We start from the raw sequence: 14,700 nt of genomic DNA, 5'->3' as shown, positions 1-14,700 counted from the left end.
AGTTAGCATCTCCTTCTTAGTGAATAGACTGGTATGTTCTTTCACGCTCAGCTTCTGGCTTTTCGTCCGGGGTCATCTTTTCCTTGCTTATTTCAGAAGTTGCATCTTTCACTTTTTCACCAATTTGCTGTAAATCACTTTTAGCATCTTCTACCGTCGATTTTGCATCATGCGTAACGCTTTTCACATCTTCTGCTTGCTTAAAGAAATCTTCATTTACACGCTCGTACAAATGTTTGGCATCATTAATTGCATCTTTTAAGAGATTCGATGCGTTTTTCATTTGTTGCACCATTTTTTCTTTTGTTTCTTGAGGGTTCTCTTTTACTTGATTAATCATGTTTGCAGAAGAGTCCTTTAATGTAACGGCTCTTCTTTTAACAGATGAGCGAGTTTTATTATCAAGTAATGTTATACATCCACCCACAACTGCCCCGACAACAACACCTTTTACTAGCTTGCTGCTGCAGCTTTTTCCCGTGCTAACAGCAGTAGTGCTATTAGCTGTCTGTGGATTGTTATTGATTCCTACGTCGTTGTTAATGCCTGCGCTGTTGCTTAAAGCAGGGTTTTGTAATTCAGATCGGCTTCTTTCCATTTTTACTGCCTCCTTTAGCATTGTTATTGAGTGATTTCCCATCTTTTTTTATATTTAAACAATTGAACACAAAAAACATGACTAAAGGCCTCCTTTTTGCTCCCACTAGTCAAGAATAACTATGTATTAAAAAAGCTCCCCTTTTTTAACGGAAAAGCGCAAGCCGGATTTTTGTAAAAGGATTGTCAGCACCGGTATAATAAGAAGTACTGTAAAATAAATTTTATACTATTGGTCATAGGGGTGAAGCAATTGAGCCAGCTCAATAAGGAATTTAACTGTGAAAAAGAATTAACGCTTGCTATTATCGGTGGAAAATGGAAGATGCTGATACTATGGCATTTAGGACGTGAAGGAACAAAACGGTTCGGGGAACTAAAATCGCTTATCCCTGATATTACGCCGCGCATGCTGGTTAATCAGCTGCGGGAACTGGAAGAAGATCTAATTGTTAACCGTAAAGTTTATCCTGTCGTACCACCTAAAGTCGAATACTCACTTACAAAAGAAGGAGAAAGTTTAATGCCCATTTTGACAGCCATGTATGATTGGGGTAAAAATTACCGTGATACAGTGCTGATCAATCAAGAACAAAAGGCGGAAACGTTGATTAAATGATGGAAACTACTCCTTCTATTCCATAGTTTTTATTTTTTATGCGGATGATGTTACTCAACATCATCCGCATTTTTAATGAAGATTAAGCGGTTACAAGACTGATATGCCCATTAGTATACTTCTGTATACTATCATTCCCCACACTATTTGTGGGAAAAGTGCGTACTTTTAAGAACCTCAAACTGCGGGTACAATAACTACACCAGCTGCTTTATATGTAAAAAAGCACAAAAGGTATTTATACATTTCTGTAAGGAGTGGAGTAGAATGGAATTACAATTAGCATTAGATCTTGTTAATATCTCTCAAGCAAAAGAGGTAGTAAAAGAAGTTGAAGAACATATTGATATCGTGGAAATCGGTACGCCCGTTGTAATCAATGAAGGGCTTCGCGCCGTTAAAGAAATTAAAGAAGCATTTCCTAATTTAAAAGTATTAGCTGACCTAAAAATTATGGATGCAGCTGGCTATGAAGTACAGCAAGCTTCTCAAGCTGGAGCAGACATCATTACCATCTTAGGTGTTGCTGAAGATATGTCAATTAAAGGTGCAGTTGAAGAAGCCAAAAAACAAGGTAAAAAAATTCTAGTCGATATGATTGGGGTAAAAGATATTAAAGGACGCGCAAAAGAGCTAGACGAATTTGGCGTTGACTATATCTGTGTACACACAGGATACGACCTTCAAGCTGTTGGCCAAAACTCTTTTGAAGATTTAGTAACAATCAAAAGCGTTGTAAAAAATGCAAAAACAGCCGTTGCTGGCGGAATTAAATTAGAATCTTTACCTGAAGTAGTAAAAGCACAGCCTGATCTTGTTATCGTTGGCGGAGGCATCACGAGCCAAGAAGATAAAAAATCAGTTGCTTCTCAAATGAAAGAGCTTATTACAAATTAAGGAGCTTTCTATGCAGACGAGCGAACATTTAAAAACAGTTATGAATGAGCTTTTACAAACAACAGCTCTAATCGCTGACGATGAAGCTGAGCAGCTTGTAAATGGCATCATCTCATCTAAAAAAGTGTTTGTCACTGGAGCAGGCCGTTCAGGTCTTATGGGCAAGTCGTTTGCTATGCGTATGATGCATATGGGCATTGATGCTTATGTCATTGGAGAAACCGTGACGTCCACTTTCACGCAGGATGATTTATTAATCATCGGATCAGGTTCTGGCGAGACGAAGAGCTTGATTCCTATCGCTCAAAAAGCAAAAGAACTTGGAGGAAAAGTTGGAGTAGTCACAATTTCTTCCGACTCCACGCTTGGCAAGCTGGCTGACTTTATCGTGAAGCTGCCTGGTGCTCCTAAGGATCAAGAACAAAGCAGTTATCAAACAGTACAGCCTATGGCATCATTGTTTGAACAAACGCTCCTTCTCTTTTACGATGCGCTGATTCTTCGCTTCATGGAGAAGAAAGAACTTGATACCCATACGATGTACGGAAAGCATGCAAATTTAGAATAAAAAAGAGGCTAAGAAAAGGTTTTTAGCTTAAGTGAAAAAACGAACCATTAATCAACATGTTTGATTGGTGGTTCGTTTTTTTTGTTATGTTGAATATAGTTTCATCTATTTCGTTTCTTCTAGCAGTTGATTGGAGGGCAAGGTGAAGACTCCTGCGAGAAAAGCGGAACAGGTGAGACCCCACAGAAGCGCAAGCGACGAGGAGGCTCAGCGGCCGCCCGCGGAAAGCGAAGCCTTGCACGGAGATCAGCTGCGGTGTAATAAGCGGTTCAGCTCATGTATCCCATTTGTTCGTCTTTAAGCTAAATTCATTTGACTATGTCTCAACCCTCTTCTTGTTTTGGAATTTTCTATATAACTAAATGTACTTTATCGTTAACTTTTTTTAAAAATTCTATTTGAATTTTGTTGCATCTCCATAAAACGGCTGTTCTGCAACTTTAATCGATTCTGTTGGGCAACCTTCGTACGCTTCCATCATCTCATCTTGCTGATGTTCAGGAACTTCTTTTGTTCCTTCGTTATTATCTAACACGGCATAAGCAAGACCTTCTGAATCATAATCATAAAGATCTGGTGCGCTCCCTCCACATGCTCCGCAAGCAATACATGTTTCCTTATCTACCATCGTAAAAGCCATAAAAAAACCTCCTTTACCTTTTCACTTTCTCTTTCAGAAAGTTACGTTCAGTATAAGAAGGTTTTTTTAAATTCGTCTTAAATTATTTACTTGGATTCTCCGATATTCTCAAACATTTCATCTACATTTGGCTTTTTCTTAATTAATCCTGACTCTTTTAACCAGTCCACATTTGACTGCCATGATTCTTTCGTTTGACTGCCAAATCCGTGTTCAGACTTCATTTTCGGAAGTAAAATATTTAAACTTTTTGTCTCCACGTCTTTTTCAAGAGGGAAGTTTGATTTATCTTGGTTATCTAATAGAATTTGAAGTGATTCTTTTGGATGCTTCTCTGTGTACTCATATCCTTTTGTCGCAGCACGCCAAAACGCTTTAATCGTATCAGAATCTTTTGACCACGTTTGATCCCCAGTAACTGCCACTAGCTCATAGTAAGATGGTACGCCGTAATCCGAAGGATCAATGTCAACCGTTTTGTATCCTTTTTTGTGAAGCAATGGTACTTCGTGATTAATATATGCCCCTATTACGGCATCTACTTTTTTACTAATCAGCGATGAATTTAACTCAAATCCTACGTCTACTAGTTTTACTTTATTCGGATCTCCTCCATCACTTTTCACCATTTTCTTTAGAACAGATTCACTTAATGGTGTTCCGCTGTAGCCTACTACTTTTCCTTCTAAATCTTTAGGACGCTGAATACCGCTATCTTTCAGCGCCACAACTCGGTTCAACGGAGATCTTACAATCGCTCCTACCGACTTTACCGGCACATCTTCGTTTGCTCGTGCCATTGCTACATCAGGCTGATAATAAAGGCCGAGCGTAACTTTCCCCGCAGCTGCTAAATTAAGCGAGTCTGTTGGATTAGCAGGAAACTGTACTTTTACATTCAGCCCTTCTTTTTTGAAATATCCTTTTTCTTGTGCAGCGTAAATGAAGCTGTGCACTGCATTTGGATACCAATCAAGCATAATTGTAACGTCTTTTAATTTTTTACTGTCACCAGCTTTATTTTCCTTGTTCTGACCACAAGCAGCGAGCATCAAAACAAGCATCAGGCTTAAGCCAATTACAAACCATTTTTTCATTCTGTTTTCCTCCACTTTAATGAACGTTTTTCAAAACCTGCTACAATAATAAAGAATAAAATACCAAGCGCGGATAAAATTACAATTGGTGCAAATACACCAGCTGCATCAAACTGTGTCATCATGCGACGACTGAAATATCCTAAGCCTGCTTGTGCACCTAACCATTCGCCAATGGCAGCACCTATTATACTAAAGGTAACCGCTACTTTGAGCCCTGAATAAAAATGAGGCAGTGCAGAAGGAATGTTCAACTTAAAGAAAATATCTTTTTTTGTTGCTCCCATCGTTAACATGAGTTCTTTTAACTCTTTGTTTGTGGAACGAAGCCCGTCAAACGTGCTAACGGTAATGGGGAAAAATGTAATTAATACGGTCACAATCACTTTGCTCCAAATGGAGTAGCCAAACCAGAGAACAAATACAGGAGCAATGGCAATGGTCGGAATCATTTGTGACGCAATAATAAGCGGATAGAAAGCACGCTCAATAAGCGTGCTCCAATTCATCCACACGGCCAGCAGAACCCCTAGCACAACGGATATAACCAGCCCAATTACGACAATAGATAACGTAGCTGGTAAATGCTTAAACAATAAATCCATTCGCAAATCCCAAAGCTTCGTTAAAATACCGGTGGGCGTTGGTAAAATAAACGGATAGTTTACAATGCGTGCTCCAATTTCCCAAGCAGCCAGTAAAATGACTACTAATATCACTGAAGCTCCGTACTTTTTCATGTGTTCACCTTCGATCTAAGCTGTTCAATTAAATAATCTTTTACGTCAAGCACACGCTGTTGATTCAAATCTTTTTGCGTTCGAGGTCTGCTAAGAGGCACTTGAATCTCTTCAAGATGACTTACCGGCTTGTCTGAAAAGATAAAAATACGATCTGATAAAAAAAGTGCTTCGTTTACGTCATGAGTGATAAATAAGATGGTGTGCTTACGCTTTTGCCATTGTTCAAGCAGCCATTCTTGCATCGACAAACGCGTAATGGCATCAAGCGCACTAAAAGGCTCATCTAAAAGCAGCACGTTAGAACCGCTTAATACCGTTCGCAGAAAAGAAACACGCTGCTTCATCCCTCCAGATAAATCACTTGGAAAACGGTTTTCATACCCTTTTAAACCAAACTCTTCGAGCAGCTGAGATACTTGTCTATGAGCACTTGCTTTTGACACATTGTGAAGCTCAAGCGGCAGCGCTGCATTGTCTAAAATCGTGCGCCACGGAAGAAGCAAATCTTGCTGCGGCATGTAGCCTACTTTTCCAAGCCGTTTTTCGTAAGAGTGTCCGTTAATCACGATATCGCCTTCACTCTGCTGTTCAAGACCTGTAATGAGACGAAACAACGTACTTTTTCCAGAACCGCTCGCTCCAACGATACTGACAAACTCGCCTTCTTTCACATCTAAATTTAATGATGTTAAAATCGGTTGATCACCGTTTTTGTACGTAAAACTGACGTTTTGAAAAGATAACACAGATTTATTCATGAATTGGCCACATCACTTCGTTATAAGCCATATCCCAGAACATATACTCAAAACGCGTTGTATTTAAGAAAATTTCTTCGAGCTTTTCTAATTCCGCTTCTGATTTTTCTTCAGTAAGTGAGTCGAATAAGTTGATACACCATGTCGCTAGTTCTCCAAATTCTTTTGAGCTGTACATTTCAATCCACTCACGATAAAACTCATTGTTAGCTCCAGGCTTTTCACTGAGTTCTTTTCCTATTTCCCAGTAGCTCCACATACAAGGCAAAAGAGCCGCCACTAATTCAGCTAATGTTCCGCTTTGACCAACGTGCAGCATATAGTGTGTGTATGCAAGCGTTGCAGGAGATGGCTGCGCTTTTTCTAATTCTTTTTCGCTGATTTCAAATTTCTTGGCATACTCACGGTGCAGGCTCATTTCTTCGTTTAATGTCGAATCCAAAAGTGCAGCAAACTTCCCCATCGTTTGAAGATCGGTAGCTTTCATGGCTCCAATCGCAAATAATTTGGCATAATCAATTAGGTAAAGGTAATCTTGAATCATGTAAAAGCGAAACTTCTCCTTTTCAAGCGTTCCATCTCCCATTCCCTGTACAAAGGGATGATTATGATTTTGACGCCAAATAGGCTGCAGCTTTTCGTATAATCGTTCACTAAATTTCATGATGATCACTCCTTATGCGTATGCAGCCACGTATAAATGAACTGCACCATCACTTTTGTATATTGAATAAGCTGATTCATATCTAATTGTTCATTCACAGCATGTGCATTTGCTAAATTTCCCGGACCGTAAATAGCTGCCGGAATTCCCGCATCAGCTAGCCAACCGCCATCTGTTACGCTAGTTGACACATCGATTGGAGGCTTTTTCCCTTCAATTTGTTCATGAGTATTTGCAAGCAGCTGTACTCCAGCATGATTTTCATCAATTTCTAATGACGGGAAGATTTCTCCTCTGTCTTCAATCATTGATGTGCCTCCCCATTCAAAGGTTGGCAGGTTATCTTTTAACCATGGATCTGCTTTTGCAATAGCTAAAATGTATTCCTCCACTTCTTTTGATACTTGGTCGTATGATTCATTGGGATAATAGTGAACGGTGATCCACAGCCTGCATTCATCTGCAATAAACGCAGCATGCCTTCCCCCTTCGATTACTGCTGGATTAATCGTATTTGTTCCCGGCAAAAATCCTGGATAGCTTTTTGTAACAGCCCAGTGGCGCTCCAATTCTTGCAGCCCTCCGATCACTTTTGCCATCTTTTCAATAGCACTCGCAGCTAACAGCCCTCCTCCAGCATGAATCATACTTCGGCGTGTACCGTCATGATAGGTTTTACTGCTTTTTATCGTAATCCATCCCGTGATCACTCCGCCTTGACCTTGAATATGTAAATCACTCGTATCGGCAACAAGCGCAAAGTCAGCTGTATATCCTTTCTGACAGCATTGCAGCGTACCTGCCTCTCCCACTTCTTCTCCTACAACGGATTCAAAAATCAAGTCTCCCGGCAGTTCGATTCCTGCTTCTGTTAGAAGCTGAACTGCAAATAATGCTCCTGCCAAGCCGCCTTTCATATCAGCAACTCCGCGTCCGATTATCATGTTGTCTTTTACCACAGCTTCAAACGGATTTGTCTCCCAATTTTCATTTTCTTGTACCTCAGCTACATCCATATGCCCGTTAATAATTAAGCTTTGATAGTCAGCTGATTTTTTCCCTTTTAACGTGCCCACTACAATAGGATCGTTGCAATATAAATCCCACATATCGATGGAAAAACCGCAGTTTTTAAGAAAATCCGCTACGTAGCGCTGCGCTTCATGAGAATTCCGTGCAGGAGGCGCCGGCGTTTTATATGAAACAAGCGTTTTTAATAACTGGACTAGTTCTCCTTTGCGCTCCTCTACCTGTTTGACAAGCAAATCAATTGTTTCTTCCATGTATGACACCTTCCTTTACGCATAAAAAAACACTTCTTTCGCAGGAAAGAAGTGTTTTTGTTTATATACAAAAAATTATTATAACGAGTTCGTAAGGAAATACCATACAAAACATCCATTACAATACCTCTTTCCTACGCTAGTATTACCTAGTTCAGGTTATAAGGGTTAAGACTTCTCGTCTCTCTCAGCTTAGAAAGCACCCCTAGTGGCGTTGTATCTCTATAAAATTAAACGATTATCATATGTTTACCTGTAATAGTTTTATCATAGTAAAGCGTTTTATTCAATAGAAAGGTTCATGATTCAGCAATGAAAATAGTTTCCTTTTTAGTAAAATAAAAAGCACACACCTTTTCAAGCAGTGTGTGCTCTTTACTTTTATAAGCTTACTAGTTAGCTATCGGCTTCTTTAAAAATACATCTTTTTCCATTCAGACAGGAAGAAGCGCAAGTTTTTGCCCCGGTCTCACTAACGAAAGCAGCTCATGATCTTCTTCTATCACATACCCAATCACATTCACATTAGCATTTGCATTTGCAGGCAAATTCGTTTTAGCTATTTGAACCTCTCCTCTGTAACGTCCGTAGCCATCATTGTCCATTGTAATTGCTCCCATTCTGCGTTCTACTGTATGAAATGGCGGCACTGGTTTTACAGATCGAGTATCAACTAAACGCAGAACGTCTCTTGATACATCCGGACGCACGCTGTACGTTCCCTCTATATGAGGTGAACGAATGCGCAGCGGAATAATGCGGCTTTCTTGATATTGAACCAAACGCTTTAATAAACTTGAACCGGCGCATGGATCTTCAATATAAACCTCTGCTACTCCGCATCCGTATAAATCTACTGCAGAAGTAAAAGGACATCTATTACGGTCTTTTTCTCTAGTAGGAAGACCTTGATAAATAGGGCCTCTTTTTTCGCCTTCTCCAGGAATATAAGCGCAGACTGGAATACGGAGTTCATTAAATAAATCTGTCTGCTGTTGAAAAAACGTTTCTTCAAGCCCTGTTTCAGGCCGCGGATAAAAATTATGCCATGCAAGCAGCTGATGATGATGAAGACCCGCAGATAAGAGTGCTTCAATTTCTTGTTTGGATAACGTACTTGCATTAACAGCAATATAAAATTTATTCGCAAGCGAAAGAGTTTCTTCTGTGCTAAAGCCATCGTCTAGTCTAATACCAGATACGCCAAGTGAAGATAGCGACATAAGGCCTTCAATACCTAAATGAACTGGCGTATGCTTAGATACGTCTGCATACACGCTTATTCCACAATCTCTAGCCACATGAAGCAATTCTTTTGCCCGTTCAGCCAAATCTCCTTTTTCTTCTGGAATGTGAAGCGAAGTGAATGCACGTGTGACGCCGCACTCACTCGCTTCTATTAATTTTTTGGGGGCATCACTATCATTTAAATAAAACGAAATACCGATCATTCAAACTCCCTCGCCATTTCATCGTTAAATCCAAAGAAATAGGTACAAACAAAGCCTGCTGCATAAGCAACAACTAATCCAAGTAAATAAAGAAGAATTTGATGCGCATGAACTAAAAACGTAAGCGGCAAACCTGATACCCCCACTGCTACAGTTGCAATATGAAAGTGCGCCTGAAATGCTCCGCCGATTCCAGCTCCGAGACAAGCGGTTAAGAATGGACGCCCTAAAGGAAGTGTGACTCCAAAAATAAGCGGCTCTCCGATTCCAAGCAGCCCTGAAGGAAGAGCGCCTCCAATTGCTCGCTTTAAACGTTTTTTCTTCGTTTTGATATAAATAGCAAAAGCGGCACCTACCTGACCAGCTCCGCCCATTGCTAGGATAGGAAGAAGCGGATCATCTCCAATTGAATTGATAAGCTCTAAATGAACAGGCGTAAGACCTTGATGCAGTCCCGTAATGACGAGCGGCAAGAACGTTGCCCCTAATACAAAGCCTGCTACAACTCCTCCAACCTCTAAAACTCCTAAAAGACCTTTTGTGATTCCATCTGAAATCAAGCCTCCGATTGGCATGAATACTACATACGTAATAATTCCTGTAATCAACACCGTAACGGTTGGTGTAATAATGATATCCAATGACTGAGGGACAAATTTACGCACTCGTTTTTCCACTACGGCCATAAAGATTGCTGCAAGCAACACGCCAATTAAGCCACCCCGTCCCGGCAAAAGGGCTTCACCAAAAAGTTTAATATCAGCTACAGCAGGATTAATGACTAAAATACCCGCTAAGCCTCCTAGAGCCGGTGAACCACCAAATTCTTTTGCAGCATTGATACCTACTAAAATACCAAGATAAGCAAATAAGCCGCTTCCGATAACCGTTAAAAGAATAGCAATCTGTGAATCCGCCGGAAGCCACTTCGCTTGAACCGCTGCTTTTGTTACTCCGGTGATAAGTCCAGATGCTACAAGAGCAGGTATCAGCGGAATAAAAATGCTTGCAATTCGGCGAAGCAAGAGCTTAAACGGAGTTGCATTTTTTTCTTTCAGCTCCGATTTCCGCTGTGCTGCACGATTTTCTAAATTAATACCGCCGGATTCATCAATTAACTTTCCAAACTCCTCTGCTACTTTGTTCACTTTGCCGGGACCAATAATAATTTGAAGCGTTTCTTCTTCCACTAATCCGAGCACGCCTTCAAGTTTTCGTATATCCGTCTTTTTTACAATTGAATCATCTTTTACCGTCACACGCAGCCGCGTCATACAATGCGTATACGCTTCAATATTGGATGCTCCCCCAAGCATCTCCAAAACAGCCTTTGCTAATTGATGATTATCTAAAGACATGTTAATCCCCCTTTGTATTTTCCTCTTAGATGGATACGCCACTGAGGAAACAGACCACAAAACCCCCCTTTTTGTAATCGCTTTCTTTTTTTATTTCTTACCTTTCAAAAACTGAATGGCATCTCTTGTTTTGTCAATATACTCAATCGTCTGGTCATACTGCTGCGCTGCAATACTTAAAAATAACACATCAATCACGTAAAGCTGGGCTAAACGAGACGATGTAGCTGCGCTTCGAAACGGCGCTTCTTGAGAATAAGACGTATACAAACAAATATCAGCTAAAGACGAAACGGTGGACTGTCCGTACTTGGTTAAGCTAATCGTCTTTACTCCGCGGTTTTTAGCTAAAGATAAGACGTTGCTTACTTCAGGAGTCTCCCCTGAAAAAGAAATACCCACAACTACATCGTCTTTACTTGCATTTGCGATGAGTGTAGCTGCTAAATGGCTATCTGCAAAAGCCGTGGCATTTTTATTAATTCGAAGAAATTTTTGCTGCGCATCTATAGCAATAATATGTGAAGCACCGATTCCAAAAAAATGAATGTTTTTGGCTTCAATCAGCGCCAAAACAGCCCGCTCTGCTTCTTTATAATTCACAAGCTCGGCCGTATCACTTAGACTTTGAATGCTGTTGCTTGCCGTTTTTTTGACAATAGATTGAATCGTTTCATTTGTTTCAATATCGCGGTATCCTTGCTCCATATCTCTGGCTAAATCACCGGCTACTCTTACCTTTAATTCTTGAAACCCGCTAACACCGATAGATTTGCACAAACGAATAACAGCAGCACTGCTCGCATTCGCTAGTCTACCTAATTCTCCAGCCGTACTGTTTACCACAGTATGCGGGTTGTTTAAAATATATTCAGCAATTTTCCTCTCCGAATCAGGAAGCTTAGCCACCGTGTTTTTAATCATCGTTAATCCGCCTGTTGACATCGTTTCTCTCCTTTATACGTAATGTTCAATCGCTTTTCTCGCATAACCGCCCGCATTATTCAGTAACAACTTCGCGGTGTCATAATTTTCATTTGTTTTGATCATAACCACTGCTGTTTTTACCTCATTATTTGCTTCTTCAAGCGTTTGACTTGCTTGCTCATAAGAAACACCTGTAATTTTACAAATAATACCTATCGCTCGTTCTTTAAGCTTTTCATTACTCACATGAACATCTATCATTAAGTTTTCGTACGCTTTTCCTACTTTAATCATAGCCGCGGTAGAAATCATGTTGAGAATCATTTTATGAGCGCTTGCTGCTTTTAACCTTGTGGAACCTGTTAGCACTTCCGGACCTACTACTACCTCAATACTATGGTCCGCTTCTTTTCCAATAAGCGAATTACCATTACAAGACAGAGCCACCGTTTTAGCTTTTACAGATTTTGCATATCTTAATGCACCAATCACATAAGGAGTGCGTCCGCTTGCAGCAATTCCAATGACTGTGTCTCGTTCATTCAAATGAATTTTTTGTAAATCTGCTGCTCCCAATTCTTCTTTATCTTCAGCACCTTCGACTGCTTTAACAAATGCTTTTTCTCCTCCAGCCATCAATCCCTGTACCTGATTGGGATCGGTACTGAAAGTAGGCGGGCATTCAACAGCATCCAATACTCCCAGTCGTCCGCTTGTTCCTGCGCCTACATAAATAAGCCGGCCTTTCTTTTGAAACGATTCACTTACAAATTCAACTGCCACCTCTACGTCTGGAAGTACTTTTTGTACAGCCAGCGCTACTTTTTGATCTTCTGTATTCATTATGTTTAAAATTTCTTTTGTACTAGCTGTATCGATCTTCATTGTCTGTTCGTTTTGGGACTCTGTTGTTAATAACGTAAGCAGTTCATTCATCTTTTCGGCTCCTTTTTCATCATGTAGTGAAGTTATGGTTATTATAATTTTTTTAAAATATAATTTCAATAATTTATTTTATTTTTTAAAATTATGTTTTAAATTAACATAAAAAAAGACTTCAGGCATATAGCTGAAATCTTTTTTTATGTCTATTTATGATTGTTGAGCAAATGTTAACAGATACTCATCTTGCATTAAAACTTCGTAATCTTTTTCACCATTTCTTACGACGTGTACAGGGACTGTTTTTGCCGGAAGTAATTCAACTGGCTCACGATAGCGTTTTGCTACTCCGTCAATAAGTTCGTTTACTAACTGCTCGTTACTCAGCTCACCCGCCTGATATTTTTCTGCAAGTGGTGTCATGACTTCTGCTAATACACTTGCATCGTTAAATCCTTGAATTTCGACTTGTACGACGTACGCATCATCTTCATCACTATACGCTGCATCTTTAATAGTATATTTTGTAGATGAAAGAGCTTTTAGAAAAGCGCTGCTTACTTCGTTTAACTGCTCGTCGGTTATATTTGAGCTCAATGATGATAAGGCACCTTTAAAATTCGTTTCAAAAAACTCTACAAACGAACTCTTTTGGAACTCCCCTTTTTCTTTCACCTGTTTCTTATCTTGCTGATTCGGATGTTTAGCAACAAATTGATCTGTATTTTGATAAACAGTTGCTTGAATTAAAGCATCCACATATTGTTCCGCTTCCTTCGCATAAGCAGCTTGCTTTTCTTTATTTGGCGTTTCGGTGCTGCTATCTGTAGAAGCAGCAGCGGCTTTTGCTTCCACTTTTGGTTTTGTTACATTGTCTAATTGATTGTATGTATACGTATAGGTTTGCTTAGACTTTGAGTTTTCTGTTTTTCCGTCTACTTTAACTGAATACGACTGATTTTTTACTACTTTCTTTATTTGCTTCGTTTCTTTATCAATTGTCACAACAAGCGAAAAATCTTTTCCTTTAACTTGGTCAAGGTCTACAGCGGTATCGCTGCCTTGATTTGTTATTTTATAATAAGCTTTAGCATCACCTGCTACAATTTTTTGCTTTTTGTCTTTGTCTCCGTTAAATGTTAATACATACTCTTTGTCTTTTTCAGTGACGTCAAATTCATCTGGAAGATTTTTATCATATTTTTGATAGTAGCGTATTGGATTTTGTTGAAGCTCCCTAGCGTTATTGATTAAAGCCGTAACGTACTTTTTTTCTTCCCCCTGTACTTTTGTGCTTTCTTCTCCAGCCACAGCTAACGTTTCATCACCGTCATGATACATCTTCAATTCTTCGCCGTTTATTTTTGTGTTAATATAACCTGCTTTACTTTTAAAATCAAACTCTTGTACTCCGTTTACTTGGTAATCAGAGGACCCTTCTTCTTTTCCAGTGACCTTCACTTGAACATTTTTCACCTTTTCTTGTGCTTCTTTCACGTCACCCGTTAATTCCTCTGAAGACGGCATCCCACATGCCGAAAGCAATAGAGCGAATGATAGTGCTAAGCTGGTATTCATTATTTTTTTCATGTAAGAACTCCTTTTTGAATATTTTTCCAGAAACAAGAATCTATGTACTTAGTAAATACACATTTTTACCATTTATAAAACCCAACTTTACTAAATTACCATATTTACATTTAAATGGTAACCAACAAAAGAAGGAAATTGCACAATAAAAAAGTCACGAATCCGTGACTTTTCTAACAACCTTCATAACTTATTTTTGTTAACGTTTTCGTTTTAATCTCTAATAATTCCATTACTTGTCCCTATCAGTACTTCTTTACCTTGTTGATTTCGATATACTGATTTAATTTTCACTTTTTGAAAACCATCTGCTTTTTCTACTTCAGTTAATATGCATTCACAGGTAACTGTATCTCCTGCAAAAACTGGACGAAGAAATTCACTCACCATTTCTCTTGCAATATAGTTTAAGTCTCCTCCTATTTTTGTTCCAATACTAGCAGTCATAAGTCCATGCACCATTAGCCGCCCTTTTTCGTCACGTTCTATATGATGTTTGCCCCGGTCTCCAGTCATCTCTGCAAACTGCATGATTTCTTCCTCTTGAAACGTTCTTTGCCACGTAAATGTATCTCCTGTTTTACATTCCATCTTATCCCTCCCCTTAAGGTTATGACTTTACTTTT

Annotated in this window: 17 protein-coding genes and 1 riboswitch; of the genes, 4 read left to right on the top strand and 13 right to left on the bottom strand. The window is 39.4% G+C overall.

Features of this window, described 5'->3' with window-relative positions:
• Positions 1–16: 16 nt before the first annotated feature.
• Positions 17–598 carry a hypothetical protein gene (locus POF52_RS17515; RefSeq protein WP_043980198.1) on the bottom strand — a complete coding sequence of 194 codons (582 nt, stop codon included), beginning with the start codon at positions 596–598 and terminating at the stop codon, positions 17–19.
• Positions 599–850: 252 nt separating this feature from the next.
• On the opposite strand from POF52_RS17515, the gene POF52_RS17510 reads away from it, so the two are divergent.
• From POF52_RS17510 to POF52_RS17495, 4 genes are all read left to right on the top strand, one after another.
• Complete coding sequence (locus POF52_RS17510; protein WP_013055600.1) at positions 851–1,216, top strand: winged helix-turn-helix transcriptional regulator; 366 nt, start codon at positions 851–853, stop codon at positions 1,214–1,216.
• A 267-nt stretch (positions 1,217–1,483) separates the two neighbouring features.
• Positions 1,484–2,113 (top strand): 3-hexulose-6-phosphate synthase, encoded by a 630-nt coding sequence (gene hxlA / locus POF52_RS17505; RefSeq protein ID WP_271993687.1) that lies wholly within the window; start codon positions 1,484–1,486, stop codon positions 2,111–2,113.
• 10 nt (positions 2,114–2,123) lie between these two features.
• Positions 2,124–2,681, top strand: a complete 558-nt coding sequence (gene hxlB, locus POF52_RS17500; RefSeq protein ID WP_013081915.1) for a 6-phospho-3-hexuloisomerase — start codon at positions 2,124–2,126, stop codon at positions 2,679–2,681.
• A 126-nt stretch (positions 2,682–2,807) separates the two neighbouring features.
• Positions 2,808–2,942, top strand: coding sequence for a hypothetical protein (locus POF52_RS17495; protein WP_255323471.1), 135 nt, complete (start codon positions 2,808–2,810; stop codon positions 2,940–2,942).
• A gap of 133 nt (positions 2,943–3,075) precedes the next feature.
• On the opposite strand, the gene POF52_RS17490 is transcribed toward POF52_RS17495, so the two are convergent.
• The 12 genes from POF52_RS17490 to POF52_RS17435 all read right to left on the bottom strand — a co-directional run bounded on the left by POF52_RS17490 (position 3,076) and on the right by POF52_RS17435 (position 14,665).
• Complete coding sequence (locus POF52_RS17490; RefSeq protein WP_176585012.1) at positions 3,076–3,321, bottom strand: ferredoxin; 246 nt, start codon at positions 3,319–3,321, stop codon at positions 3,076–3,078.
• Positions 3,322–3,407: 86 nt separating this feature from the next.
• Positions 3,408–4,418 carry an ABC transporter substrate-binding protein gene (locus POF52_RS17485; RefSeq protein WP_271993683.1) on the bottom strand — a complete coding sequence of 337 codons (1,011 nt, stop codon included), beginning with the start codon at positions 4,416–4,418 and terminating at the stop codon, positions 3,408–3,410.
• A complete protein-coding gene (locus POF52_RS17480; protein WP_271993681.1) occupies positions 4,415–5,158 on the bottom strand; it encodes an ABC transporter permease in 744 nt (247 codons plus the stop codon). Before POF52_RS17480 ends, POF52_RS17485 begins: the two co-directional genes overlap by 4 nt.
• Positions 5,155–5,919, bottom strand: coding sequence for an ABC transporter ATP-binding protein (locus POF52_RS17475; protein WP_176585013.1), 765 nt, complete (start codon positions 5,917–5,919; stop codon positions 5,155–5,157). The genes POF52_RS17480 and POF52_RS17475 overlap by 4 nt, the downstream gene beginning before the upstream one ends.
• The gene (tenA, locus tag POF52_RS17470) at positions 5,912–6,583 is read right to left on the bottom strand and encodes a thiaminase II (protein WP_271993678.1); all 672 of its coding nucleotides are present in this window, start codon (positions 6,581–6,583) and stop codon (positions 5,912–5,914) included. Before tenA ends, POF52_RS17475 begins: the two co-directional genes overlap by 8 nt.
• Positions 6,584–6,588: 5 nt before the next feature.
• The gene (locus tag POF52_RS17465; RefSeq protein ID WP_271993676.1) at positions 6,589–7,866 is read right to left on the bottom strand and encodes an acetylornithine deacetylase; all 1,278 of its coding nucleotides are present in this window, start codon (positions 7,864–7,866) and stop codon (positions 6,589–6,591) included.
• Between the two features lie 114 nt (positions 7,867–7,980).
• A riboswitch (TPP riboswitch) is annotated at positions 7,981–8,083 on the bottom strand.
• Between the two features lie 217 nt (positions 8,084–8,300).
• A complete protein-coding gene (locus POF52_RS17460; RefSeq protein WP_271993674.1) occupies positions 8,301–9,317 on the bottom strand; it encodes a MupG family TIM beta-alpha barrel fold protein in 1,017 nt (338 codons plus the stop codon).
• Positions 9,314–10,675 carry a PTS transporter subunit EIIC gene (locus POF52_RS17455; RefSeq protein WP_074893972.1) on the bottom strand — a complete coding sequence of 454 codons (1,362 nt, stop codon included), beginning with the start codon at positions 10,673–10,675 and terminating at the stop codon, positions 9,314–9,316. The genes POF52_RS17460 and POF52_RS17455 overlap by 4 nt, the downstream gene beginning before the upstream one ends.
• 90 nt (positions 10,676–10,765) lie before the next feature.
• Positions 10,766–11,620 carry a MurR/RpiR family transcriptional regulator gene (locus tag POF52_RS17450; RefSeq protein ID WP_271993671.1) on the bottom strand — a complete coding sequence of 285 codons (855 nt, stop codon included), beginning with the start codon at positions 11,618–11,620 and terminating at the stop codon, positions 10,766–10,768.
• 12 nt (positions 11,621–11,632) lie between these two features.
• Positions 11,633–12,538, bottom strand: coding sequence for an N-acetylmuramic acid 6-phosphate etherase (gene murQ, locus POF52_RS17445; protein WP_271993670.1), 906 nt, complete (start codon positions 12,536–12,538; stop codon positions 11,633–11,635).
• Between the two features lie 156 nt (positions 12,539–12,694).
• The gene (locus tag POF52_RS17440; protein ID WP_271993668.1) at positions 12,695–14,074 is read right to left on the bottom strand and encodes a DUF6612 family protein; all 1,380 of its coding nucleotides are present in this window, start codon (positions 14,072–14,074) and stop codon (positions 12,695–12,697) included.
• A gap of 213 nt (positions 14,075–14,287) precedes the next feature.
• Positions 14,288–14,665, bottom strand: coding sequence for an FAS1-like dehydratase domain-containing protein (locus POF52_RS17435; RefSeq protein ID WP_034654106.1), 378 nt, complete (start codon positions 14,663–14,665; stop codon positions 14,288–14,290).
• Positions 14,666–14,700 lie beyond the last annotated feature (35 nt).

The organism is Priestia sp. AB (assembly GCF_028369225.1).
GTDB classification, from domain to species: domain Bacteria; phylum Bacillota; class Bacilli; order Bacillales; family Bacillaceae_H; genus Priestia; species Priestia megaterium.
Note: the sequence above shows the minus strand (reverse complement) of the source record. Positions and strands in the feature narration are given on the sequence as shown.